The organism is Desulfomicrobium norvegicum, from assembly GCF_900114595.1.
Lineage (GTDB): Bacteria > Desulfobacterota > Desulfovibrionia > Desulfovibrionales > Desulfomicrobiaceae > Desulfomicrobium > Desulfomicrobium macestii.
The window spans coordinates 39,502-65,073 of sequence record NZ_FOTO01000008.1; the positions used below are offsets into that span (position 1 = coordinate 39,502).

Genomic DNA, 25,572 nt, shown 5'->3' on the forward strand with positions numbered 1-25,572 from the left:
TCTACTCCTCGCTCTTCACGTTGAAAAAGATCGCATACAGCACGGGCACGACGATCAGCGTCAGGACCGTGGCGAAACCGAGACCGAACATGATGGTCACTGCCATGGACACGAAAAAGGCGTCCTGCACCAGGGGGAGCATGCCCAGGATCGTGGTCAAGGCGGCCATGGACACGGGAATGAGACGACTGACTCCGGAATCGATGACGGCCCTGAAGGGCGGTTTGCCGCTCCCGGTCTCCACATCGATCTGATCGATCAAAACAATGGCGTTCTTGATCAGCATGCCCGAGAGGCTCATGAGCCCCAGGAGGGACATGAACCCGAAGGGCTGGTCGAAAAGAAGCAGGCCCGCGGTCACACCGATGACGGACAGAGGCACCGTGAACCAGATGACCAGGGTCTTCTTGATGGAATTGAAGAGCACTATGACGATGAGGATCATGAGTCCGAAAAACACCGGGATGGTGCCCGCGAGGCGCGAATTGGCCTTGGCCGAGTCTTCGGACTCTCCGCCCCAGGCCATGGAGTAGCCGGGCATGTCCCTTATGGGCCATTTGTCGGAGTAACCGACCTTGAGGGTCGAGGCGTCGTACCCTTCCTGAAAGGGGTCCTCGCCGGGCGCGAAGCTTTTTCCGAGCACCTGCGCCACGTCCACGTTCAGGGCCTGTTCGATCGCGGGCTTCACGCGCTTCATCAGCTCACTCGGCAGGCCCGAGCTTGGATCGGCATGAATGCGCAGCATCTTGAAGCGGTCCCGGCGCCACAGATAGGCGTCCTCGAACTCCATCTTCATGCCGGTCAGCACCTGGCCGATGGGAATCATCGACTGCGCGGCCGGACTCCAGATGGGAATGCTCTCCATGCTGTCCAGGTCACTGCGTTCCTCTTCCGGAGCGCGCGTGATGATCGGGAGCAGCTCGTCGCGCTCCTTGAACACGCCCACCCGGGTCCCCTCGAAAACAGACTCGAAAGCCATGGCGATCTGAGGTCTCTCGATGCCCGCCTTGAGCGCCGGAACTTCGGCCATCTGGGGCCGCATGACCTTGACCTTCTGCCGCCACTCGTTGCGCACGGACTTGGCATGAGGGTCATCCAGCAACACCTTCTCCGCCTTGGCGGCCAGCTCTCTCAGCACCGTCGAATCCGGACCATAGAGACGCAGCTGGATCTTGCCGCCCACGGAAGGCCCGAGCACAAAGAGCCGCACGCTGACCAGGGCTTGCGGAAACATACGGTCCAGATCCCGCTGGATCTTTTGGGTCAGATCCGGGATGCGCCTGTAATCGTCGACGTCCACAAGGATCTGGCCGAAGGCGTCGTAGCTCTTCTCCGTCGGGTAGGTCAGCAGGAACCGGACCTGCCCTCCTCCGATCATGGTCGTCATGTGGGTCACGCCTTCGCGCCGGGCGATATCCGCTTCGGCCCGCTCCAGTTGCCGCTGGGTTTCGCGGATGTCCGTGCCTTCGGCGAACCAGAAGTCCACATAGAACTGGGCCCTGGTCGAGTCAGGGAAGAAGCTGTTCTTGAGGGTGCCAAAGCCGACCATGGCCGCGATGAACATCACGACGACAACCGCCACCGTGACCCAGCGCCGACGGATGCACCAGGCCAGAAAGGCGCGATATGCACCGTAGAATTTCCCGCCGTAGGAGTCGGCCGCGCTGCTTGATCCGTCCGCGTTTTGCGGCCGTACCTTCAGAAACGCCTTGCAAAAGAGCGGGGTGGTGTTCACGGCCGTGACCCAGCTCATGAGCAGGGAAATGAGAATGACATAAAAGAGGGAGCGACAATATTCGCCCGTGCTGTCCTGGGAAGTGCCTATGGCGGCAAAGGCGGCCACGGCCACGAAGGTCGCGCCCAGCAGAGGCACCCCGACCTGCCCCACCACGTCGCGGGCAGCGGTCAGAGCATCCTCGCCACGATTCATCTTCTCCTTCATGCCGTCCGTGACCACGATGGCGTTGTCGACCAGCATGCCCAACGCAATGACCAGGGCGCCGAGCGAAATTCTCTCCAGGGTGATGTCGCCAAGATCCATGACGATGAAGGTCGCCATGATGGTAATCACAAGGACCGCCCCGATGATCAGCCCGCTGCGCAGCCCCATGAATATGAGCAGCACCACGACGACGATGGCCACGGCCTCCAGCAGGTTGATCAGAAAGCCGTTGATGGCTCCGGTCACGGCCCGGCTCTGGTGGGAGATGACGTGCAGCTCCATGCCCACGGGACGCATGGATTCAAGCTCGTGAAAACGCTGGTCCAGGGATTCGCCCATGTCGACCACGTTGCCGCCAAGGACGGTGGAGACGGCCAGCCCGATGGCGGGCTTGCCGTCGTAGCGCAGGATCGTATCCGGCGGAGCGATGTAGTCGCGTTTGATGTCGGCCACGTCGCGAAGATAGACAGTGCTGTCCGACCCCATGCCCTTGATGAGCAGCCCGCCGATGTCCTGCTCGGACTTGAATTCGCCCGTGGGGCTGATGGGTATATACTCGACCCCGAGCGGCAGATGCCCCCCGCTGGCCGGAATGTTCTTGGCCTTCAGGGCATTGCTGATGTCTGACGGAGATACTCCGAACTGGGACATCTTTTCGCGACGCATCTCGATGTAGATAGCTTCCTTCTGCACGCCGTAGAGATTGATCCGCTTCACGTCCTTGGCCTTCAGAAGCTCGCGTTGCAGAAACTTGGCGTACTCGTAAACTTCGCGCGGCGTGTAGCCCTCTCCGGTGATGGCCAGGAAGACGCCGTAAACATCGCCGAAATCGTCATTGACGATGGACGGTCCGGCTCCGGGCGGGAGACTGCGCTGCGCGTCGGAAACCTTGCGTCGCAGCTCGTCCCAGACCTGAGGCAGGGTGGCCTTGTCGAAATTGTCCTTCATCGTGACCTGCACGATGGACAAGTCCCGCGAGGACCGCGAATCGACCCGCTCCAGTTGGCCCATCTCCTGGCAGGCCTTCTCGATCACGTTGCTGACCTCTTCTTCCACCTGCTCCGCCGAGGCCCCCGGATACGGAGTGATGATGACCGCCTCCTTGATGGTGAACTCGGGATCCTCAAGCCTGCTCAGGTTGTTGAAGGAATACCATCCGACCACGAGAAAAAGAACGGTCATCACCCAGCTGATAACGCTCTTGCGTATGCTCCACTCCGCGATATTCATCATCGTTCTCCCGGCCGGTTTCAGAAGGTTCCATCAAACGGCTTGACCCGCATCCCGTCCCGCAGCCGACTGGCCCCGCTGACAGCCACGACGTCTCCGGCCCTTAGCCCTTCGGCTATGCGGATGCCCGCCTCCCCGGCCACCCCACCCGTGACGACCTTGCGGCGCTGCACCGCCATCGTGTCCGGCTCGACCACCCAGACGTGAGCCACGCCCCGTTCGTCGGAGAAAACGGCCACGGCGGGGACGACGAACCGTCCGTCACCGTTGACGCCCTCCCGGGACGAACCGACGATCATGGCGGTCATGCCGGGCAGGATGGAGACGTCGTCTGGTTTCTTCATCTCGAAGACGACTTGGAAGGTCTGGGTTTTAGGGTCGGCCCGGGTGGAGAATTCCTTGACGGCAAGCGCATACTCCTTGCCCGGCAGCGCGGCGAACTCGGCCATGACCGGGGCCTCCTTGCCGGTTCTTTCGGAAGGCTCGTTTATGCGGGCGACCACGCTCTCCGGCAGATCGACCAGAATTTCCAGCGCCGAGATGTCGTCCAGGCTGACGATGGGCTCCTTGGCCTGCACCTCCTGAAAATTTTCCACGTGCCGCCTGGAAACGATGCCCGAAAAAGGCGCGCGCAGGGTCGTGTCGCCGAGCTTGTCCCGGGCCGCATCCACTGCGGCCTGGGCGGACTCCATCTCGGCCGAGGCCCGGTCCTTGGCCTCCCGCCTCTTGACTACCATGCTCTCGCTGGTCGCGCCGGGGTCCTGCTTGCGGATGCGCAGGATGCGCTCGTATTCGCTCGTGGCGCTCTCAAGGGCCGCGCGCACATTGCCGAGCTGGCCCTGGGCGTTGCGCAGGCTGTTCTCGAAATCGCGCTGATCCAGCTGGGCCAGAATCTGCCCTTCCTTGACCTCCTGCCCTTCCCCCACCGGGAGCTGCGTAAGCGTCCCGGACACCTGGAAGGCCAGCTCCGCCCTTTTGGACGCCCGCACCATGCCCGGAAATTTACGCTGCATGACCTCGGAGGACTCCCCGACAGTCAGCATCTTCACGGGCCGGGGTTCCTCGGCCGCAGCCTGCCGCTCCGGCGGACTGTCACATGCGGACAAAAGAAAAAATGAAAAAAGAAACAGCAAGGCAGCGCCAGGGTAAAAAAATCCGCTGCACCGGAAGATCAATTTATTCCTGCTCATGTCGACACCATTTCCTCGTTTTTTCATCTGCCACTCAATAGTTCCAGCCGCAAAACCGCATGAAGACCACGCTTCCGTATCCGCATCCCACGTGACGCCAAAATTTCCATATTAAGGCGATCAATTACATATTTTCACCCAAAATGCCAATCCCGTTCGAACAGTCACGCAATTTTCGTCACAAATTTCCTGAAACGCTCCCCATGCAGACATCAAAGGCCACGATACGTCCCGCCAGCAAAAACATCGACCACCGCCTGCCTGACCATCTCGTAGACGGCTTCAGAGGAACGCCCCTCTGCAAGTGGTCCCGTCACGCTGTCCAGAAAGGAGATCTGCCCGTCCGCGTTGGTGTCGGACAGGGCCAGAAGTTCCCTCCCGGAACCGTCGCCCGAAGTCACGCGGACCCGAACGGACCAGCCAAGCCTGCCCCCTTCCGTGATGCTTATGAGCGTGCGCCCAAGGGCGGTCACAAGATCCAGCACGTAGACGCAGCCCTCCTGAGGACAAAACGGCAGCCCCTCGGCATCGAGCGTGGCCATTCGGGCGAAGGGCCTGGCCAGGGCGTAAAGGTTGCTTGCGCTGTTGAAGATGATCACCGCGTCCCCTACCCGGCATGATTTGAAAAGCTTTTCCATGTCCGGATTGTCCAGCGCCACGCATCCTTCGGTCCAGTCGCGCTCCCGATTGTCGCCGAATTGCCGGAACACTCCGCCGCCATGTATGGCGATGCCGCAGCCAAGTCCCGTGTTACAGGGGCCGGGCCTGGATTTTCGGGCAGCGGCGCGTATCTTCTTGAATTCCGGGATAGAGATGACGCCAACGGCCAGGGCCTTTTCCGCGTCGGCGAGATTGGGGTAGGAAATCCCGAGCGTGCGATGAAAGCGGGTCACGGCCTTTTTATATGATACGAAATAGAGCCCCTCGGGGGTTGCGCAGTCGAAGGTCCTGCGCTTGTCCGAGACCGGGTCGATCCCGAAGCTGACAGGGTACGTGGCCACCGGCTTTGCTTCCCTGAATGCGACCAATTCTCTCCTGGCCTTGTCCACGACCAGGCATCCGCTCGTCGCGGACCATGCCTGAGCCGTGAAAAAAATAGTGAGCGCACATATCAGCCAAAATAACAGTACCCTTTGACTTTGAAAATGTTTGCGCTGTATTATATGTGAAAATGGTTTCACGTTACCCCGGCTCGAAATAAGGAGGAAAAAAGATGTTCACGAGAAAAATGTATCGCGATCTGTCCATGGCCGTCTGTCTCGCCGCTGTCCTTGGTCTTGCAGGATGCGCGACCTTGAACAAGGAGGATCGTGCTCTCCTTGAAAGCGCGAAGCAGTCCGCCGAGGAAGCCAGACTTTCAGCCGCCAGGGCCGAGGCCGTGGGCGACAGGCTCGAAGCCATGGGCGTGCGCCTTGAAAACGCGGCGGCCAGCGCCGAGCAATCCGCGACCAAGGCCGAGATGGCTGCCGCACGCGCCGAGGCAGCGGCCGAAAAGGCCGAACGCATCTTCGACAAGTCCCTGAAGAAATAACCGATCACGGTTATTGCTCCCTGGGACGCGCAACAACCATGGGCACCCCGGTCTTTTCCTCCAGGACCCTTTCGAGGGCCTGACGGTCAATGTCGAGGGGGCCTATGGTTGCTTCGTGATAGAGAAGTTCCTCCATGATTTTCATGAGAGGGTATTCAGCCCTGTTTTCAAAATCCTCGAAAGCCTGCACCCAGAAAAGCCCGTTCCCCCATCCGTATTTGACCGGCTCGTAGATGACCTGCACCGTGGCGCCCACGGGAACCACCGGATAGAGCGCGCCCACGTCCTCCGGGTACATGCGGATGCACCCGTGACTGACCCTGCGGCCGATGCCCCAAGGTTTGTTCGTGCCGTGAATGGCGTACAGGTTACGGGACAGCCTGAACACGAAATCACCCAGGGGATTGTCCGGTCCAGGCGGCACCTCGGCCGGAAGGTCCGGTTCCTCTTCACGGATCGAAGCGGGCACGACCCAGGTCGGATTGGGCGTCTTGCTTTTGACCTTGTAGACGCCAAGCTCCGTAAGATACCCTTCCCTCCCGATGCCGATGGGTGCGGTGAAAAAAAAGTCGTGGCCGCCGTTTGAAAAAAAGAAATACAGCCGCATCTCGGCAAGATTGACCACAATGCCCGCTTGCGGACGTTCCCGGGGGAGCATGAAGGCCAAGGGGATTTTGACCAACTCCCCCGTGGGTGGCACCCAGGGGTCGATGCCGGGATTCGCGGCCACGATCTGATTGTACCCAAGGCCAAACTCGCGCGCGATATCAAGGAGCGTATCCTCTCCCTCCACCTTCACCTGGCGCACAGAGCCGTACAAATCGGTGTCCGGCGAGAGCATGAAGGACCTGAGCGCCCATGCGGAACCGGGATGAGCCAGCAAGAGGACAAAAACCGCCGCTATAAGAGATGGAAATATTCGCTTCATGACCCGCCGATCTCCATAAATTCCTGACACCGAAATAAAACTCCCCGCTCCGAGCCACAATCGCGGCCAAACGCGCTACCGGGACGGCTCCTGCCATGACACACCCCATAGCAGATTTATCCCGCATTGTTCCAGTCGTGATTGCCGGATAATTTCCAGGATCAAATCTGGCGCCCGCATTTTCAAAGGGGTGACGAGTTTTTGCAGTTGCTTCAAAAAAGAACACACGATTAAGCAGAAACAGTATGAATGATTTAATTATTCATAAAAATTAAATATTAAAAATTCTTGTCATATAATTAAAATTATAGATATATATTTATAAGTAAAATGAATAAAAAAAATTAAAATAAAGTATTAAATGCGATTAGATAATCAAATTTTTAATATTACTAAATTGATTATAAGAAGTTTTTTTTTAAAAAACATCATAAAAATAAATGTATTACAAATATAATATTATAGTTTAATCAAAAAAATGATACTTATACAATTTTTATATAGCAATTAAACATTCTGTAAGACGCATTGCATTTTCTGCTTTCATGTGAGAAAGGGCACAAGGATAAAATATACCCACTTCATCCTTGCGGAGATTCCATGAAGAACGTCAAACTCGGCCTCAAGCTTATCGGAGGCTTTTGCCTCACCGCTCTTATTGCCCTGGCCATAGGGCTGCTCGCCATCAATGGCATGAACAACCTGACCCGGGGCATGGATTCCATTGGCTCCGTCTCCCTGCCTACAGTAGAACATCTGCTGCGCATGAAAGGCAGCATCTCCGACCTGACCACGGGGCTTCGCACGTTGCTCAGTTCCAACCTGACCCCTCAGGAACGCAAGGACATCTCCACGAACATCGCCACTATCAGGGCGGAATACAAGCAGTCCCTGGACATATACACCACCCTGCCCCAGACCGCCGAAGCCCAGGCCATCTGGAAGCAATGCCAGGAGACCCTCGCCGGTCTGACCGGAACCAACAACCGCGTGCTTGAACTGAACCAGCAACTCATTGCCCGAGACATCATGAACCCCGATGACCTGATGCAGAAGCTGCAACAATATCGCGGGGACCACTACAAGCTCATGACCGAAATCGGCAGACTCCTGGCCACCGGGCAAACTTTCGAGGGAGGCACCGACCATCAGGCTTGCAATTTCGGAAAATGGTCAGCGTCGTTCTCCACCGACAACTCCGATTTCGACAAGACCATGGAGGTCGTACGTACACCGCACCAAGCCTTCCATCAGACCATCCACGACATCAAGGAAGCCCTCGCGGCCGGGCGTGAAGCCGAGGCCCAGGACCTGTACCGGAAGCTCTTGCCCATCGCGGAAGAAGTTTTTGCCCATTTCAGGACCATCCGGGGCCAGGCGGAAGCGTCACAGAAAATCTTCCAGGAAATGGGGCAACTGCTCATGGTCGAATCCAAGGCAGGGCAGGACAAGCTCGACAAGCTCCTGATCGAGGTCGTGAACCTGGCGGTCGAGCAGAGCAACCGGAATCTCGAAACTGCACGCGCCGCCGCCTCGCGGGACACCACCATTTCCATCGGCGGCATGGTCTTGGGAGTCACCATAGCCCTGGCCCTGGGACTTCTTCTGACCAAGTCCATTACCGGGCCGGTGTATAAAGGCGTTGAATTTGCCCGCAAGATCGCCCAGGGCGACCTCACCGCCAAGGTGGACGTGGACCAGAAGGATGAGCTGGGCATCCTGGCCCAGGCGCTGCGCGACATGGTCGCCAAGCTGCGCGAGATCGTGACCGAAGTGCAGTCGGCTTCCGACAACGTGGCCTCGGGCTCCGAGGAACTGAGCGCCTCCGCCGAGCAGCTCTCCCAGGGCGCCACCGAGCAGGCCGCCTCCGTTGAAGAAGTTTCGTCGAGCATGGAAGAGATGGGCTCCAATATCCGCCAAAACGCCGACAACGCCACCCAGACCGAAAAGATCGCGCTGAAGGCCGCGCAGGACGCCGAGGCCGGCGGCAAGGCCGTGATTCAGGCCGTGGGCGCCATGAAGAACATCGCCGAGAAGATCTCCATCGTCGAGGAGATCGCCCGCCAGACCAACCTGCTGGCCCTCAATGCCGCCATCGAGGCCGCCCGCGCCGGCGAGCACGGCAAGGGCTTCGCGGTGGTCGCGGCGGAAGTGCGCAAGCTTGCCGAACGCAGCGGCACGGCCGCGGCCGAGATCAGCGAGCTGTCCTCCTCCACCGTGAGTGTGGCCGACCAGGCCGGGCAGATGCTGACCAAGCTCGTCCCGGACATCCAGCGCACCGCCGAACTGGTGCAGGAAATCTCCGCCGCATCAAGCGAACAGAACGCCGGCGCCGAGCAGATCAACAAGGCCCTGCAGCAGCTTGACCAGGTCATCCAGCAAAACGCCTCGGCCTCCGAGGAAATGGCCTCCACATCCGAGGAACTGTCCAGCCAGGCCGAACAGTTGCAGTCCTCCATCTCCTTCTTCCATCTGGGCGCCACGGCGGCCCGCGTCACCCGGCAGGCCGCCCATAGGGGCATGGCCCAGCCGCCCAGAAGGGCTCCAAAGACCCTGGCGGCCAAGGGCTCGACCAGCGGCTTGGCCCTTGATATGGGGCGCGACGAAGAAGATGATGAATTCGAACGTTTCTAACCAAAGGCCGAACTGACTCATGAATGACAACACCACCCTGCAATATCTGACCTTCGCCCTGGGCGAAGAGATCTTTGCCCTGGAGACCGGCTCCGTGCGCGAGGTCATCGAACTTGTGCCCGTGACCCGCATCCCCAAGACGCCGCCCTTCATGCGAGGAGTCATCAACCTGCGCGGCCACGCCGTGCCCGTGGTCGATCTGCGCATCAAATTCGACATGCCAAAGACCCAGGACACGGTGAATACCTGCATCATCATCGTGGATGTCGAGGTCGAGGGCGAGAACTGCTACATGGGAGCGATCGTCGATTCCGTGCGCGAGGTCTTTGAAATGACAAGCGACCAGATCAACCCGCCGCCGCGCATGGGCACGTCCATCAGGGCGGACTTCATCCGGGGCATGGGCAAGCAGAACGAGGAATTCATCATGATCCTCGATATCGGCAAGGTCTTCTCCCAGGAGGAACTGGCGCGCGTGCACGACCATGAAGTGCTTGACGCCTAGCACAATGCCCTGCCGTTCTGAACGGTAGATACGGTTCCAACGATCTGAATGCCAAAAAAGCCCCCGCCGGAAATTTCCGTCGGGGGCTTTGCCATCTCGTGCCGCTCGAACGTGCGGTCTACTTTCCGGCCATCATGGCCGCGATGTCGTCCTGCACGATGCCGATGGGCTTGATGTTGAAGTTCTCGACCAGCACCTTGGCCACATTCGGGGACAAAAAGCCCGGCAGCGTGGGCCCGAGGCGGATGCCCTTCACGCCCAGCGCCAACAGGGCCAGCAGCACGGCCACGGCCTTCTGCTCATACCAGGCGATGTCGTAGGACACGGGCAGGTCGTTGATGTCGTCGAGGCCGAAGACCTCTTTGAGCTTCAGGGCGATGACGGCCAGGGAATAGGAATCGTTGCACTGCCCGGCATCGAGCACGCGCGGGATTCCGCCGATGTCGCCCAGATCCAGCTTGTTGTAGCGATACTTGGCGCAACCCGCCGTCAGGATGATGGTATCCTTGGGCAGGTTCTCGGCCACCTCGGTGTAATAGCCGCGCGATTTCTGCCGTCCGTCGCAGCCGGCCATGACCACGAAGCGCTTGATGGCGCCGGACTTGACTGCTTCCACCACCTTGTCGGCCAGGGCCAGGACCTGATGGTGCGCGAAGCCGCCGACGATGCTTCCGGTCTCGATCTCCGTGGGCGGCGGACATTTTTTGGCCCGCGCGATCATCTCCGAGAAATCCTTGGCCCCGCCTTCCGGACGGTCGGGAATGTGCGTAGCCCCTTCGTAACCGACCACGCCCGTGGTGTAGAGACGATCCAGATAGGTGTTCTCTTTTTTGAGCGGCACCAGACAGTTGGTGGTCAGCAGGATGGAACCGTTGAAGGATTCAAATTCCCGGTTCTGCTCCCACCAGGAACCGCCGTAGTTGCCCACGAAATGGGAGTATTTCTTGAAGGCGGGATAGTAGTTGGCCGGGAGCATCTCGCCGTGGGTGTAGACATCCACGCCCGTGCCTTCGGTCTGCTTGAGCAGTTCTTCCATGTCCTTCAGATCATGGCCGCTGATGAGGATGCCGGGGTTCGTGCCCACGCCGATGTTGACCGTGGTGATCTCCGGGTTGCCGTAGGTCGTGGTGTTGGCCTCGTCCAGGAGGGCCATGGTGGTCACGGACATGTTCCCGGCCTTCATGACCAGGGCGACCATTTCATCTACAGACAGGTCCTTGGTCGTGGAGGCCAGGGCCTCAAGCATGAAGTCGTCGATCTCGGGCTTGCGAAAACCCAGCACCGCCGCATGATCCGCATAGGCGGCCACGCCCTTGAGGCCGATGATCAGAAGCTCGCGCAGGGAGCGCACGTCCTCGTTCTCCGTGGCCAGAATGCCCACGGTCTTGGCTTTTTCAGCGAAGGCGGACGAATCCGCGCTCCAGGTCGCGGCCTCGGGCAGCGGATCGGCGAAATCCTTGCCGTGCTTGGCCTTGAATGCGGCCAGAAAGGAATTTCTCAGTTTGTCGCGCCGGGCCAGGCCCTCCTGGATCAGGGCCACGAAGCGGGCATCGTCCCAGTTGGCGTTGGTGATGGTGGCAAAAAGAGCCTGCAACACGAAATCGTCATTGGAACGATCCGGCTGCCCCAGTTCCTTGAGCCTTTCGCCGTACACGGCGATTCCCCGCAGCACGAAAATAAGCAGATCCTGCAGATTGGCGGTCTCTTCCGGCTTGCCGCACATGCCCTTGACCGTGCAGCCTGTATTTTTGGCCGTTTCCTGACACTGAAAGCAAAACATACCGACCTCCTTCAACTGTCTGTTCCTTGCCGCGTGCAAGCGCACGCACCTCTACCAATTTTCAATGACTCAAAACTACCCCTGAAAGCCGCTCTCCCGGTGTCTGGCGGCAATGGCGTCCGCCAGGCGCTCCAGGGCGTCAAAGGTGTCATCCTTGGGCAAACCCTTGCACAACACGGGCTCAAGTACCTCGACCTTCAGATTGGGTATCATTCCGGCCAGGGTTTCCACGGTCTTGCCGCCCCACCCATATGAGCCGATTATGGACAGATATTTGGCCTTGGGCCGCAGGGCGTTGGCCAGAAACGCGGCATTGGCGGCCATGGGATGCGGTCCGGCCAGTACCGTGGGAGTACCGAGCACGATGGTTCCGGCATCCACCAGGGACATGGCCAGCTTGCCGATGTCGGTCACGGCGAGGTTGAAAAGCTCCACCCGCACCTCGCGTTCGGACAGGGCCGCGGTCAGATGGTCGACCATGAGCCGCGTGCTGCCGTGCATGGAGACGAAGGGGAATGCCACCAGATTGTGCGGAGCGCCCGAAACCCAGTCTCTGTAGGCGTCCACAATCCAGCCCGGGCTGTCGTAGATCTGGCCGTGGCTGGGGGCGATCATGCGGATGTCGTGGGGGCTCAGTTTTTCCAGGTTCTTGGCGATGATGCTCCGAAAAGGCATCATGATCTCGCCGAAATAGCGTTTGGCGGCTTCATGCACCCGGCCCTGGTCGCGCACGAAGAGATCGCTCGTGGCGATATGCGAGCCGAAAAAGTCGCAACTGAACAGGATCTTGTCCTCGGACAGATAGGTGGACATGGTTTCCGGCCAGTGCACCCAGGGCGTGAGAATGAAGGTCAGCGTCTTGTCGCCAAGAGAGAGGGTTTCACCATCCCCGACGACGATGAACTTTTCCTCGGGGATGAGCAGGAGGTCCATGAGCATTGACTTGGCCTTGGCGTTGGTGACGACCTTGGCCTCGGGGTAGAGGTCCAGCACCAGGGCGATGGTCCCGGAATGATCCTGCTCGGCATGCTGGCAAACGACGTAATCGAGCTTTTCCACACCTTCCAGATGCCCGAGCAGCGTGTCGACCATGTCCGGATCCACGGCATCGATGAGCGCGGTCTTTTCGCTGCCTTCCACAAGGTAGGCGTTGTAGGTCGTCCCGTCGGGAAGCGGAACCAGGGAGTCGAAAAGGCGTCTGTCCCAATCGACAGCGCCCATCCAGTATACACCATCAGTGATTTTTTTCGTTCGCATCAGAGATTCCTTGTCATATCTTGTGTGTTGCAAATTTGGCGAAGCGAGTTCCGGTCGTTACGGCAAAACCCTTACGAGTCAGAACCAGAATTCCGGATAGCGCCTGCCCCTGGGAATGTTGTTGACCACCAGGGCGACCAGAAGCAGAACCACCGCCCCCAGCCCCGCCGGAACCAGGGCGTACATGTAGCCCAGGCTGTGCACCGAATCTCCGCCGATGACCGCGATCAGCGCCGTGGCCCCGCCCGGAGGATGCAGGGTCTTGGTCAGGTGCATGGCCGCAATGGCCGTGGCCACGGCCACCGCGGCCGCCAACCATGGAGCTTCACCGAGGACCTGCTGCGCGCATACACCAATTATTGCGGAAAGAACATGCCCCCCGAGCACATTTCTCGGTTGTGCAAGGGGGCTGCGGATAGCCCCGTAAACCAGCACCGCCGTGGCCCCGAAAGATCCGATGAGCAGGGCCTGACCGGTTTGATCGACCATTCCGACTTTCTGGAAATTCGGCTCAGGAATCGTGGCATCCCATACCAAAATTCGGCCACAGGCGCAGAATACCACGTTTCAACCATCCGTTTTTTCAATAAAAATGATGCCCACTCATAGATGCTATCAATTTGTTTTCCCACCTTTGCTGGCATAGTGCAATTGCCAACATATTATTCTTGGAGGCCTGAAATGAAAGCTTGGACGCATTTTGTCATCTCATTGATCGTAGGTGTTTTCCTGACCAGCGGCTTTGCCCACGCCGGTTTGCTCGACAACTTCGCCGGCCAGTCCGGCAAGATCGACATTGCCGGGGGCACGGCTCACATTCCGGTCATGACCGAGGCAGCCAAAAGGATCATGACGGCCAACCCCGGCATCCGCATAAATATCGAAGGAGGCGGGACCGGTGTGGGAGTCCAGAAGGCCGGCGAAGGACTGGTCGATATCGGCAACACCGGCCGCGCCCTGTCCGAAGACGAAATCGCCAAGTACGGCCTTGTTTCCTTCGCGTTTGCCGTGGACGGAGTGACCGTGGTCGTCAATCCCGCCAACGCAGTAGCGGACTTGAGCGCGGCTCAGGTGCAGGACATTTTTTCAGGCAAGATCACCAATTGGAAAGAAGTCGGCGGAGCTGATGCACTCATCAATCTCTATTCCCGCGACGAGGCCAGCGGCACGCGAGAAGTCTTCTGGGGCAAGATGCTCAAGAAAGGAGCCATCGCCGACAGCGCCAACATAGTGGCCTCCAACGGCGCCATGAAGGTGGCCGTGTCGCAGGATGCCGGCGCAATCGGCTACATGAGCATCGGCTTCGTGGATGCCTCGGTCAAGGCGCCCACGCTGGACGGAATCGAACCTTCGCAGGACAACGCCAAATCCGGCACCTACAAGGTGGCCCGCAAACTCTACATGAACACCAAGGGCCAGCCCCAGGGATTGGTCAAACTGTTCATCGACTATGTGACCAGCTCCGAGTGCACGGACATCATCGCCAAGGCCGGCTACATCCCGCTCCAGTAGAGGCATGCAGCAAATACGAACCTGCCGGCAAAATTCCTCGCGGTTTTGCCGGCAGCTTTTTTTCGACCGGGTGGTCAGGATTCTTTCCTGCGGGGCCGGATTCATCTCTCTTGGGACTCTTGCAGCCATCTTCGTCTTCCTGCTGGTACTGGCCCTGCCCCTCTTTCTGGAAGGACAGTGGGGGCAAATCCTGTCCCTGACCTGGCGCCCGTACCAGGGGCACTATGGCATCCTGCCCATGATCGCCGGTTCCCTGGCATTGAGCGTGTCAGCCTTTGCCGTGGCCTACCCGCTCGGCCTTGGCATCTGCGTCTTTGCCTGCGGACCAGGCCCACGCCCCCTGCGCCGGGCGGTCATCGCGGTGATCACCTTCATGACCGCCATCCCCACCGTGGTGTACGGTTTTGTCGCGGTCTTTCTGCTCGTGCCCATCCTGAGCGGCGCCCTGACGGGCAGGAGCGGACCATCCCTGCTGGCGGCATGCCTGACCCTGGCCCTGCTTGTCCTGCCGACCATCGTCCTCTTTCTTTACCAAACCATGCGCGAGACGGAAAAGCGGACCCGCCTGACCAGTGCGAGCCTTGGCTTTTCTCCGCTCCAGGCCCTGCTCCTGGTCGTCCTGCCGGGCTCGGCCACGGGCCTGCGCACCGCGGCCATCATGGGTTATTGCAGGGCCTTGAGCGACACCCTCATCCCCCTCATGCTGGCCGGAAACGCACCGCAGTTGCCGACCTCCTTTTTCGACTCCATCCGCACCCTGACCGCGCACATCGCCCTGGTCGTGGCCACGGACAACAGCTCGCCAGCGTTTCATTCCCTTTTTGCCTGCGGCCTGCTGCTCTTCGGCATGAGCCTTGCGGTGCAGTTCATGATTCGCAGACATGACGCGTCCACCAAACCGCTGGGCGGGAAGTGGCTGGACCTCCTGTCCTTCCTGGCCGGGCACCGGCTTTGCCGGACGCTGATTCACGTCTGGTCGGGAACGGCCTCGGCCCTGATGCTCATTGCCATCGGCGGTCTGGTCGTCTTTTTGCTTCGGCAAAGCCTGCCTGTCTTCAATACGCGGCTTTTCTTCGGCGACGCGCCGATCATGGCCGCAATCCTGGGACGCGCACCTGTCTGGGACGGCATCTTCGCCGCCTGCGCAGGGACTGTGGCGCTGGTCGCCCTGGCCTCGCTCATGGCCATCCCCGCCGGAATCGGCGCAGGTATTGCCCTGTCTCAATATCTGCACGGCAGGCTCGCCCGCGCGCTCAGATTCTCGGCCAACACCCTGGCCGGAGTGCCATCCATCGTGATGGGTCTGTTCGGCTTCTCGCTGATCATCTTTCTGCGCCACACCATAGCCCCCGAGGCCAACACAAGCCTTCTGCTCTCCGCGTTCTGCCTGGCCCTGCTCATCCTGCCGTACATGATCAATGCCACGGCTCAAGCGCTGGAGACGCTGCCGGAGGAGCTTCGTCTGCTGGGCCCGAGCCTCGGCATGACCAGCCTGCAGAGCCTGCGGCGCATCCTGCTTCCGGCCGCGAACCGGGGAATCCTGGGCGGAATCGTGCTGTCCATGGGCCGCGCCGCCGAGGACACCGCCGTCATCCTCCTGACCGGTGTCGTGGCTCAAGGCGGACTGCCGCGCGGACTGCTGGACAAATTCGAGGCCCTGCCCTTCACCATCTACTACCTTGCCGCCCAATACCAGAGCGCGGATGATCTGCACAAAGGTTTCGGCGCGGCCCTGACCTTGCTTGTCCTGACCGTGCTCCTTTATGGAGGCGCGCGAATGCTGCGGGCGGGCATGGAGAATTAATGGAAAAAATGACGCCCCTCTTCACCTTGCGCGACGTAGGCGTGGCCCTGAATGGCAAGCGGATCCTGTCCGCCCTTAATCTTGAGATCATGAAAAACCGGGCCACCTTTGTCATGGGCCGCTCCGGGGCGGGCAAGACGACCCTCTTGCGGGTCTTCAACCGCCTGAACGACTGTTTCCCCGGCTGCACCACCACCGGAGAGGTGCAGCTCCACCGCGACCACGGAGTCGTGCGCCCCTACTCGGGCGACATTCCCCTGCCCGAACTGCGTCGGCTGGTCGGCATGGTCTTCCAGCACCCCAACGTCCTGCCCATGAGCATCGGGAACAATATCGTCATGCCGCTGGCCACCGTACACGGAGTCAAGCGCGCGGACGCCATGGACGCGGCCAGGCAAGCGCTCAAGGAGGCGCAGCTCTGGGACGAAGTGCGCGACCGTCTGGACGCCGATGCCCGCACCCTCTCCGGCGGACAGCAGCAACGGCTGTGCCTGGCCCGCACCCTGGCCATGAAACCCAGCGTCCTGCTTCTGGACGAGCCGACTTCATCCCTGGACCACAAGGCCGCCAAGGGCATCGAGGAATTGCTTGAAACCTTGAAGGGTCGATACACGCTGGTAGTGGTCTCGCACAGCCTGGATTTCGCGCTGCGACTTGCCGACGACATCATCGTGCTGCGCGAGGGCCGGACTCACCGCCATCTCCTGCCCCGGGAACTCAAGGGGGAAAGCGCTGCGATTCTGACGGAACTGGAAGCCATGTACTGATTCCACAAAAAAATGACGCCTATCAATCATTCGACAAGCGTCATTCTTTTTGCATGCAAAGTTTTTATCGGAAAAATTGCAACTATTTTTCCAATGGCTTGTGGCAAAACCACCAGTCATAGCATTCATTTTCCTTGAGTCGTTTAGCTGCGTCTTTTTCATTTGTTGCAGGAGGTATGATAACGCGATCGCCAATAAGTTCATTATGTGGCCATCCTGCTGCTATCGCGCCCTGCTTGTCTGATATTTGCAAAGCCTTCACGACGCGGACAATCTCATCCATGTTCCGCCCTATTTCTTGCGGATAGTACATAATCAAACGCACCTTTCCTTCCGGGTCAACAATAAATACGGCCCGTACAGTATTGCTACCCTTGCCGGGATGCAGCATGCCGAGCTTCATGGCCACGGCGTCATTGGCCGCTACAGTTGGAAATTTTATCTCCACGTTCAATTCGGATTTAATCCACTGGACCCATTTGATGTGGGAAAAGACCTGATCGACCGACATCCCGACAAGCTTGCAGTCAAGAGCTTCAAATTCTTCGAATCTCTTCTGAAAGGCAACAAACTCGGTCGTGCAAACAGGCGTGAAATCGGCGGGATGACTGAAAAACACAAACCATTTGCCTTTCAGGTCCTCCGGCAACTTCATTGGGCCATGCGTTGTTTGAACCCTCAATTCAGGAAACGGATCGCCCAGCAACGGCATGCCTACTTTTGATTCTTCCATCGACATGTCTCCTTTTTGTACCGTCTGTTGAAAGCAACGCGTCCTCAAGACGACGGTCTTGTCTGCAAGGACTGACACAACTGTCTCAACGGATTTATATGAAAACAACTATTAGAGCTATACATTCTCATTATCAAAACAAACAAATTGATTTTGAAAATCCTCCAATACATCTTGAATCAGAAAGATGGATACCGGACCAGCGAAATCCAAAAGAGGGTATCAAGGGCGACTGGCTGCAAACAATTCTGCGTTCCGGTCAAATATAGTACCGCAAAAAAACATCTCACATCAATATTTTCGATCAATAACCAAAGAATCCATCCACTATCCCGATTTGCATCCACCTCGCCTTTCCAGCACATAAGGAAAAATTATTCTCCGGAGGTAATGATGACGCAGGAAGCTTATCGGGAAATGTGGGAAAATCTGAATCTGGATATAGCGGCCCATGACGGACTTCTGGGCGTGCTCGGAAAATTTTACGGCGACATCTACATGAGCCAGAAGGGTCGTCTCCAGGGAATGGAGTATCTCGACTTCGTGCTTTCGGAAGTGCACGGCCTGCGCATCAAGGAATTGCAGGACGCCAAGGCCCAGGGACGCAAGATCATCGGCACATTCTGCGTCTTCGTCCCCGAGGAGCTGGCCCTGGCCGTGGATGCCGTGCAGGTCGGCCTTTGCGCCGGAGCCGACGCGGGCAAGGAAGCGGCTGAAACCCTGGTGCCGCGCAACACCTGCGCGCTGATCAAATCCTTCATCGGGTTCAAGCTGGCCCGGCTGTGCCCCTACACCGAATCGTGCGACCTGATCGTCGGGGAAACCACCTGTGACGGCAAGAAAAAGGCCTATGAGGCCTTCGCCGAACACGCGCCCATGTACGTCATGGAAGTGCCCCAGACCAAGACGGAGTCGGCCCGCGCCCTGTGGAAGGCCGAAGTCCTGCGCTACATGGCCAGACTCGAGGAACTGACCGGCAGAAAAGTCACCGCCGAAAAACTCGCCGAGGCCATCAAAACAGTCAACGCCCGCCGCCGCGCCCTGCAGCGTCTGAACAGGCTGCGCGCCGCCGTGCCCGCGCCCATCTCCGGCCGGGATGTGCTGCTCATCAACCAGGTCAGCTTCTACGATGATCCGATCCGCTTCACCGCGTCCATAAACACGCTGTGCGACCAGCTCGAAGAACGCATCAAGGCCGGAGATGGCGTGGCGCCCAAAGACGCCCCCCGGGTCATGCTCTCGGGCTGTCCCATGGCCGTGCCCAACTGGAAGCTGCCCTACGTCATCGAGAGTTCCGGGGCCGTCATCGTCGGGGAGGAGTCGTGCATCGGCACCCGCAACACCCGCGATCTGACGGACGAGTCCGGCCAGACCCTCGAAGAAATGATCGACGCGCTGTGTGAGCGTTACATGAAGATCGACTGCGCCTGCTTCACGCCCAACGCCGAACGCCTGGACAACGTCGAGACCATGGCCAAGGACCTCAAGGTCGACGGCGTCATCCAGTACGCCCTCATGTTCTGCCAGCCTTACGCCCACGAAGGCATCAAGGTGGAAAAGCGGCTCACGGCTGGCGGCGTCCCGAGCATGTCTCTGGAGACAGACTACTCCATGGAAGACATCGAGCAGCTCAAGACCCGCGTCGAAGCCTTTCTGGAAACCGTCAAATGACGGTTCTGGGCATCGACATCGGCTCCCGCTCCATTGAAGTGGTGGCCATGGATCAGGGCAAGGTGGTGGAAAAGCGGCAGGCTCCCACCACCTTCAACCCGGTGGCGCAGCTACTGGCGCTCCTTGATGGCCTGGATGCCGGGCTGGCGGTGGCCACGGGGTACGGACGCAAACTGGTGCAGGACCTGGATCTTGGCTTCCCCGTGGAGACCATCACCGAAATAAAGGCCCACGGTCTTGGCGCGCACCATCTTTTCCCGGCGGGCCGGACCGTGCTCGACATCGGCGGACAGGACACCAAGGCCCTGTCCCTTTTGCCCAGCGGCCGGGTCGGCAAGTTCGAAATGAACGATCGTTGCGCGGCGGGCACGGGGAAATTCCTGGAATACACGGCCCAGATCTTCCAGATCCCGGTCCGGGATTTCGGGGCATACGCCCTTGGCGGCGACAAACCGCCCATCATCAACTCCATGTGCACGGTCTTCGCCGAGACCGAGGCCACATCTCTCATGGCCCAGGGCGTGCGCCCCGAGAACATCGCGCTCGGCCTGCACCTCTCCATCGCCCGGCGCACGGCGAACATGCTCAGCCGCGTGGGCCTCGTCCTGCCGCTGATCTTTGTCGGCGGCGTGGCCCACAACCCGTGCATGCGCCAGTTGCTCTCCGAGCAGACGGGCGCCGTCATCGGCGAAACCCTGTTCATCCCGGATGAACCCGACATGACGGGAGCCCTGGGCGCTGCGCTGTGGGGCGAAAGCCTTGAGGCAAGCTGAGAAAAGAAACACAAACCACGAATGCATGATCAGTGGGGGCCGGATAACGACCCCGACTGTCTTGCGCTTCAGAATTCTCCCGCCGCGACCACTTCCTCTTCCAGCATGTCAAGTATTCGTGCCGTCAGTCGGGCGTATTCGGGATTGCTCCGGTCCCGTGGATGCCCAAGCCCGACATCGATCACTTCGCGAATCCTGCCCGGCCGGGAAGTCATGACCACGATGCGGTCGGCCAGATACACGGCCTCATCCACGCTGTGAGTGACCAGAATCACGGTCTTTCTCGTCTCCCGCCAGATGCGGAGCAGCTCTTTCTGCATGAGGATGCGCGTATGGGCATCAAGGGCGCCAAAGGGCTCGTCCATGAGCAGGACCTGCGGGTCCGTGGCCAGGGCCCGCGCAATGGCCACCCTCTGCCGCATGCCCCCGGACAGTTCGTACGGAAAGGCCTCGGCAAATCGGGTCATGCCCACCAGACCGAGATAATGCATGGCAAGCTCGATCCGCGCCGCCTTTTTTTCCTGTAAAAATTCAAGTCCCAGGCAGACATTGTCGCGCACGGTGCGCCAGGGCAAAACCGAATATTCCTGAAAAACCATGCCCACGTCCCGGTGCGGGCGATCAAGGGGACGATCGTTGTAGGTGGTCTGTCCGCCGTCGGCCCGCTCCAACCCGGAAATGATCCGCAGCAATGTGGATTTGCCGCATCCCGAAGGCCCGACGATGCACACGAACTCGCCACGGCCAATCCCGAGGCTGGCCTTGTCCAGCGCGGAAACAGCCTGCCCGCGTTCAGTGACGAAGGATTTGCTCACTTCGCTGATCTGCACGATATGGTTCATCAATTACCTCGCGAGCCGCTGCCACGAAAAGCACCGGCGTTCGATCCGACGGAACAGCCAGTCCATGAGCGCCCCGGTCAGGCCTATGCTGAACATCCCGGCGACGACGATATCCGTCGATGCCATGGTGTAGGCATGGGTGATCAGATACCCGACTCCCGAGATGCTCCCCGGGAGCATCTCGGCCGAAACCAGACACATCCACGCCACGCCAAGACCGATACGCATGCCGTTGACCATGGACGGCAGAGCCGCCGGGAGCAGAATCTTGCGGAAAATATCGAACTCGCCGGCACCGAGCACGCGGGCGGTATCGATGAAGACGCGATTGACGTTGCGCACGCCGTGGATGCTGCTGGTAAGCACCGGGTAGAAGGCTCCGATGAAGATGATGAATATCATCGAATACTTGAAATTGTTGAGATAAACAAACCACGGCCCCCGATCCACCCCGAAGAGGTCGGCGAAGCTCGCGATTCCGAACCAGGCCATGACCAGGGGCACCCAGGCCAGAGGCGGAATGGGACGAAAAAGATTCAGAAAATCTCCAAACATGGTGTGCACCGAGACGTAGTATCCCATGGCGATGCCGAGCGGAATCGCGACCAGAACGGCCACGATATAGCCGAGCAGCACCCGGAACAGGCTGACCACGATGTTGGTGATCAGGGAGCCCATGCTGAGCAGGTCTTCGTTCGGATGAAAAAGCAGCTCGGCGACTTCTCCCACCGTGGGCAGAATGACCTTGTTGCCGATCATGAGTGCAGCCCACGACCAGAGGGCGAGAAAGGCGAGAACGGTCGCAAGCGAAAGAACGCGGTGAAAGGAGCTGTGCATTGTCAAAATCCGGGGCAGCCGCCGACTCCCGTGCGACGGGAGTCGGCAGCCGATGTTAGTTTTTGCTCAGGAAGCTGAAATCAAAGAGCTTGTCTTTGACTTCAGCGAGGCTCTTGCCCTTTAATTCGCCTCGGAACTTGTTCATCGAGTTCAGGATATCAAGATAGGTGCCCTGGCCGAGCATCCAGTTTTCCGAAGGGTCGGTCGTGTAGACAATGGTGGATTTCTGCACCGCTTCAGCCGGGGAACCCGTCCAGCCGGCGAGAATCCCACCTTCCTCGGCCTTGTGCTCGTTGCACCACTCACCGGATTTGGTCAAAAGCTCGACCGTCTTGCGCAGAACCTCGGGATGTTCGGCGATGACCGCATCCCGGGCCGCCATGACGCAGCAGGGGAAATTGTGCCAGGCTCCGGCCGGAGGAAGGTCGCGCAGATCAAGAGCGATGTGGCCGACCTTCTTGAGCTCCGAGACCTCGGGGTGCGGCGCGGGTCCGACCCAGGCATCGACCTGACCGCTGGTCAGCGCGGGAATGAAATTGGAGGTGGATTTCAAATCGACCAGCAGGACATCGGCGTCCTGCGCGGTGGCGTCCTGGGTGACCTTGAGACCGGCCTTCTGCAAGGCGCCTTCGATGATGATGCGCGGAGCGCTGGTGGGAGAATGGTAGCCGATCTTCACGGGCTGCTCGGAAGCACGGATGTATTCAGCGACCTGGTCCCAGCCCTTGAGCGTGCTCTGGGGCGGAAACACGAGCCCCATCCCGTCGACATGCGTGGGGCAGAGCATCTTCATGGGCGTGCCCTGGTCTATCCCGGCCATGATGGCCGTACCCGAGGCAAGGGCGATGTCCATGTTCCCCTGGGCGAACATGGTTGTCGTCTCGGAGCCGCTCTTGTTCACGATGATGTTGAAAAGAGCCAGGGGCTTGTCGCCGTCCATGAGTTCATACTTCAGCTTGTCCACCACGGGACGCAGGTGGACTCCGAACTCCTTGAATTCCTCGTTTTGCGCCATGGCCACGATGAAGGGGCTATGGTGCGTGGTGAAGATGTAGCCCACGTTCAGAACGGGAAGCTTTTCTTCGGCCATGGACGGCCCTGCGGACAGGATTGCCGCCAGGACCAGGAACAGGCCGAAAATGCGTTTGAACCGCGATACCGACAAAGACATGCGTGTCATGAACCTCTCCTCTCATTACTGTTGGTTATTGAATTCCTTCCAGAAACGCTTCGATGCGGGTCCGGATCTGCTCGGCGTCGGATTCGGAATAGCCTGTTTCGATTTGCAGAAACGGCACGTCCAGCCCTTCGGCCCTTTCTCTAACGACCTGGGATTCGACATTGAATCCGTGACACCCCTGCCAGGTCAGATCGATGATGCCGTGGATGTCGAAATCGCGGCACAAGGCTTCGACTGTCTGCAACCGGCCGGGATTGGGGCTCATGCACGCGCAGGGAATCTCAATGTATCGCCTGGCCACGTTCCCAAAAAGATCCCCTTCGGTTTGCACCGGACTGTCCAGCCCCTTGATCCCGCTGCAATTGTCCAGGCAGACAACCACGGCCCCGCTTTCCTCGACCAGTTGCAGGACCTTGTGGGACCCCTTGCCGACCGGGGTTCCGGTCAGGAGAATTCTGAATCGTCGGTCGGTAGTCGTCCCGGTGGCGCTTTTTCGCAGCTCCAGAAGTTCGTCCCGCAGCTCGCGCAGGGCGGCAAGATACGGCGCGGCCTCGACCATGAAGCTTTTGCTTTCCAGCACCGGCAGAAGCTGCATGCCGGTCAGCAGAGGCGAACCGTCCGCATTGATGCGCACGATCTCCCACATCAGGGCGCGGACGGCGTTCCCGATCTCGACCTCTTCCCGCAAACGTCCGGCGGTGATGGGCACGCCGCCGTGGGCCGTCAGATATTCTCCCAGGCGCTCTGCTTCGGCGTTCCAGAATCGAAACGCGCTCCCCAGGGACTGGTCATAGGGCAGATGCATGAGGTGCATGGGTTTTATCCTGCCCAGGAACTCGTACATCTTCTTTTTCCCGTCGCAGGTGGTTTCCGCGATGATGAAATCGGCTGCGGAGAAGAACGGACAGGTGTCGGTCTTGGCGTAGCCGTAGCTGGACTTGATGAGTGGGCAGAGACTGGCCGGAAGCACCGCCTCGGCCGCCTGGATGGGAGCCTGGCGCTTGCCGCAAAGCCCGATGGGCACGCACCCGGCGGCCCGAATGATCTCAAGGGGCGCATAGATGCAGTAGACCCCGGCAATGGGCCTGCCCTCTTCCCGCGCCGTTTCAAGGGCTGCCAGACAGTGTTCGCTGAATTTTTCGAAGAACTGCAATGCCGATACGACCGAGCCGGAGGCTTTCAGTTTTCGTGTCACGCTATCTCCTGTAGTACTGACTAAAAAATGCTATTGGTTACAAGCACATGCAAAGAAAATTCAAATAACGGCTCTAGCCGCTAATTGGCGATCCGTCCAATTTGATCTGAGAATATATGTCCGGAAGATGTATTGATTTCGCAAATATATGAATAAAAAACGGCGTCACTTCGAGCCGGGGCCTCATGGCCCGTTCGAGAGGTCATTGAAAAATTCACAGGCGCGTATGGAGAAAATCCAATCACCGATCGGAAATTTCGATTCCAGATTGCGAGAGACATAGATTTTTTCATTTTGACAGGCGGATTTGAAAACGATCAAAGCTTCCTGATGGGTATGAAAGTAGAGCACATTCTTGAGCAGGGTTCCGGAGCCCAGAACGAAGATTATCTGATCATGGATAACAACATCTTTGGGGTCTTCGACGGCGCTACCAGCCTTACCGGTGCCTGCTTCGAAGAGGGCAAAAGCGGGGGCTGCATGGCGTCCTCCATTGCGGGGCAGGTTTTCCTGCGCAACCACCACCCTCTCGTCAGATTGGGAGCCGAAGCCAATGACTCGATCCGGGCCCGGATGGAACGCTCTCAGATCGACCTGTCCCGGCGCTGCGGATTGTGGAGCACCAGCGCCGCGGTGGTCAGGCTTGGGGACGGCGAAATCGAATGGTTTCAGACCGGGGATTCACAGGTGGTTTTCGTCGACAGGGATGGCGGATACAAGGTCGCGGCCAGGCGCGAAGACCACGATTATCCGACCTTGAGCATGATCAGGGAGCGGGGCCGCTCCCATCCCGAGGTGCAGAGGCTGGTCGAGACGATACGCCAGGGCATGAACCGTGATTACGGTGTGCTCAACGGGGAGAGGGAGGCGGAAAGATTCTTCCGCACTGGCACGGAACCGACCTGCAACATTAAAACAGTGCTGCTGTTCACCGACGGGCTTGATGTTCCGTGCCCCGCGCCAAAAAAGTACAAGGATTTTTCATGCCTTGTGAGCATGGCCTCCGAATTGGGCCTGGAAGGCCTTCGCGATCACGTGCGAAGGCAGGAGGCGGCCGATCCCGACATCGAGCGCTATCCGCGCTTCAAGAAACACGACGACATCGCCGCCATCGCGATACATTTCTAGCATTCACCTGCCCCCGGCAGCCTGCCTGTACACGCTTTCGATCCTGGCAAAGATGCCCTCCCAGGTGAATGGCCCCGTAATTTTACGGACATATTCCTGATCCGTTTCCACCCTGTTCCTCACATCGGCGATG

At 59.1% G+C, this 25,572-nt stretch carries 21 protein-coding genes; 9 read left to right on the top strand and 12 right to left on the bottom strand.

Annotated elements, in window-relative coordinates; genetic code table 11:
• Nucleotide 1: 1 nt before the first annotated feature.
• From BMZ24_RS12360 to BMZ24_RS12370, 3 genes are all read right to left on the bottom strand, one after another.
• Nucleotides 2–3,172: an efflux RND transporter permease subunit gene (locus BMZ24_RS12360; RefSeq protein WP_092192741.1), complete on the bottom strand. Its 3,171-nt coding sequence runs from the start codon at nt 3,170–3,172 to the stop codon at nt 2–4.
• Nucleotides 3,173–3,192: 20 nt separating this feature from the next.
• Nucleotides 3,193–4,215 (bottom strand): efflux RND transporter periplasmic adaptor subunit, encoded by a 1,023-nt coding sequence (locus BMZ24_RS12365; RefSeq protein ID WP_225940277.1) that lies wholly within the window; start codon nt 4,213–4,215, stop codon nt 3,193–3,195.
• A 359-nt stretch (nt 4,216–4,574) separates the two neighbouring features.
• Entirely contained in the window at nt 4,575–5,543 is a 969-nt protein-coding gene (locus tag BMZ24_RS12370; protein ID WP_341864730.1) for a L,D-transpeptidase family protein, read from the bottom strand.
• 32 nt (nt 5,544–5,575) lie between these two features.
• Here BMZ24_RS12370 and BMZ24_RS12375 point away from each other — a divergent pair, with 32 nt between their 5' ends.
• Nucleotides 5,576–5,893 carry a hypothetical protein gene (locus BMZ24_RS12375; protein WP_092192747.1) on the top strand — a complete coding sequence of 106 codons (318 nt, stop codon included), beginning with the start codon at nt 5,576–5,578 and terminating at the stop codon, nt 5,891–5,893.
• 10 nt (nt 5,894–5,903) lie between these two features.
• Here the strand turns inward: BMZ24_RS12375 and BMZ24_RS12380 are convergent, their stop codons facing one another.
• Entirely contained in the window at nt 5,904–6,821 is a 918-nt protein-coding gene (locus tag BMZ24_RS12380; RefSeq protein WP_208599850.1) for a L,D-transpeptidase family protein, read from the bottom strand.
• A gap of 600 nt (nt 6,822–7,421) precedes the next feature.
• Between BMZ24_RS12380 and BMZ24_RS12385 the strand changes: the two genes are divergently transcribed.
• Nucleotides 7,422–9,455, top strand: coding sequence for a methyl-accepting chemotaxis protein (locus BMZ24_RS12385; RefSeq protein WP_092192749.1), 2,034 nt, complete (start codon nt 7,422–7,424; stop codon nt 9,453–9,455).
• 19 nt (nt 9,456–9,474) lie between these two features.
• Complete coding sequence (locus tag BMZ24_RS12390; RefSeq protein WP_092192751.1) at nt 9,475–9,960, top strand: chemotaxis protein CheW; 486 nt, start codon at nt 9,475–9,477, stop codon at nt 9,958–9,960.
• A gap of 118 nt (nt 9,961–10,078) precedes the next feature.
• On the opposite strand, the gene hcp is transcribed toward BMZ24_RS12390, so the two are convergent.
• From hcp to BMZ24_RS12405, 3 genes are all read right to left on the bottom strand, one after another.
• Complete coding sequence (gene hcp, locus BMZ24_RS12395) at nt 10,079–11,740, bottom strand: hydroxylamine reductase (protein WP_092192753.1); 1,662 nt, start codon at nt 11,738–11,740, stop codon at nt 10,079–10,081.
• 75 nt (nt 11,741–11,815) lie between these two features.
• Entirely contained in the window at nt 11,816–12,997 is a 1,182-nt protein-coding gene (locus BMZ24_RS12400; protein WP_092192755.1) for an FprA family A-type flavoprotein, read from the bottom strand.
• A 78-nt stretch (nt 12,998–13,075) separates the two neighbouring features.
• Nucleotides 13,076–13,534, bottom strand: a complete 459-nt coding sequence (locus BMZ24_RS12405) for an HPP family protein (RefSeq protein ID WP_407644764.1) — start codon at nt 13,532–13,534, stop codon at nt 13,076–13,078.
• Nucleotides 13,535–13,678: 144 nt separating this feature from the next.
• On the opposite strand from BMZ24_RS12405, the gene BMZ24_RS12410 reads away from it, so the two are divergent.
• The 3 genes from BMZ24_RS12410 to BMZ24_RS12425 are packed head-to-tail and all read left to right on the top strand — an operon-like array spanning nt 13,679 to nt 17,080.
• A complete protein-coding gene (locus tag BMZ24_RS12410; RefSeq protein ID WP_092192757.1) occupies nt 13,679–14,509 on the top strand; it encodes a phosphate ABC transporter substrate-binding protein in 831 nt (276 codons plus the stop codon).
• A gap of 4 nt (nt 14,510–14,513) precedes the next feature.
• On the top strand, nt 14,514–16,313 hold the full coding sequence (locus BMZ24_RS20175; RefSeq protein ID WP_244150354.1) for a phosphate ABC transporter permease: 1,800 nt from the start codon (nt 14,514–14,516) through the stop codon (nt 16,311–16,313).
• The gene (locus tag BMZ24_RS12425) at nt 16,313–17,080 is read left to right on the top strand and encodes a phosphate ABC transporter ATP-binding protein (protein ID WP_225940268.1); all 768 of its coding nucleotides are present in this window, start codon (nt 16,313–16,315) and stop codon (nt 17,078–17,080) included. The genes BMZ24_RS20175 and BMZ24_RS12425 overlap by 1 nt, the downstream gene beginning before the upstream one ends.
• Nucleotides 17,081–17,162: 82 nt before the next feature.
• Here BMZ24_RS12425 and BMZ24_RS12430 read toward each other — a convergent pair whose 3' ends face one another.
• On the bottom strand, nt 17,163–17,813 hold the full coding sequence (locus tag BMZ24_RS12430; protein WP_092192759.1) for a peroxiredoxin: 651 nt from the start codon (nt 17,811–17,813) through the stop codon (nt 17,163–17,165).
• A 393-nt stretch (nt 17,814–18,206) separates the two neighbouring features.
• On the opposite strand from BMZ24_RS12430, the gene BMZ24_RS12435 reads away from it, so the two are divergent.
• Both BMZ24_RS12435 and BMZ24_RS12440 read left to right on the top strand, forming a co-directional pair.
• Entirely contained in the window at nt 18,207–19,484 is a 1,278-nt protein-coding gene (locus BMZ24_RS12435; protein ID WP_092192761.1) for a double-cubane-cluster-containing anaerobic reductase, read from the top strand.
• Nucleotides 19,481–20,257: an acyl-CoA dehydratase activase gene (locus BMZ24_RS12440; RefSeq protein ID WP_092192763.1), complete on the top strand. Its 777-nt coding sequence runs from the start codon at nt 19,481–19,483 to the stop codon at nt 20,255–20,257. The genes BMZ24_RS12435 and BMZ24_RS12440 overlap by 4 nt, the downstream gene beginning before the upstream one ends.
• 68 nt (nt 20,258–20,325) lie before the next feature.
• Here the strand turns inward: BMZ24_RS12440 and BMZ24_RS12445 are convergent, their stop codons facing one another.
• Genes BMZ24_RS12445 through BMZ24_RS12460 form a run of 4 tightly spaced genes read right to left on the bottom strand, consistent with a single transcriptional unit; the run spans nt 20,326 to nt 24,311 of the window.
• Entirely contained in the window at nt 20,326–21,099 is a 774-nt protein-coding gene (locus tag BMZ24_RS12445) for an ABC transporter ATP-binding protein (RefSeq protein ID WP_092192765.1), read from the bottom strand.
• 3 nt (nt 21,100–21,102) lie between these two features.
• Complete coding sequence (locus BMZ24_RS12450) at nt 21,103–21,936, bottom strand: ABC transporter permease (RefSeq protein ID WP_092192767.1); 834 nt, start codon at nt 21,934–21,936, stop codon at nt 21,103–21,105.
• A 55-nt stretch (nt 21,937–21,991) separates the two neighbouring features.
• Nucleotides 21,992–23,116 (bottom strand): ABC transporter substrate-binding protein, encoded by a 1,125-nt coding sequence (locus BMZ24_RS12455; RefSeq protein WP_244150355.1) that lies wholly within the window; start codon nt 23,114–23,116, stop codon nt 21,992–21,994.
• A gap of 25 nt (nt 23,117–23,141) precedes the next feature.
• Complete coding sequence (locus tag BMZ24_RS12460) at nt 23,142–24,311, bottom strand: double-cubane-cluster-containing anaerobic reductase (RefSeq protein ID WP_092192768.1); 1,170 nt, start codon at nt 24,309–24,311, stop codon at nt 23,142–23,144.
• A gap of 330 nt (nt 24,312–24,641) precedes the next feature.
• On the opposite strand from BMZ24_RS12460, the gene BMZ24_RS12465 reads away from it, so the two are divergent.
• The gene (locus BMZ24_RS12465; RefSeq protein WP_208599851.1) at nt 24,642–25,439 is read left to right on the top strand and encodes a protein phosphatase 2C domain-containing protein; all 798 of its coding nucleotides are present in this window, start codon (nt 24,642–24,644) and stop codon (nt 25,437–25,439) included.
• The last annotated feature ends 133 nt before the right edge of the window (nt 25,440–25,572 follow it).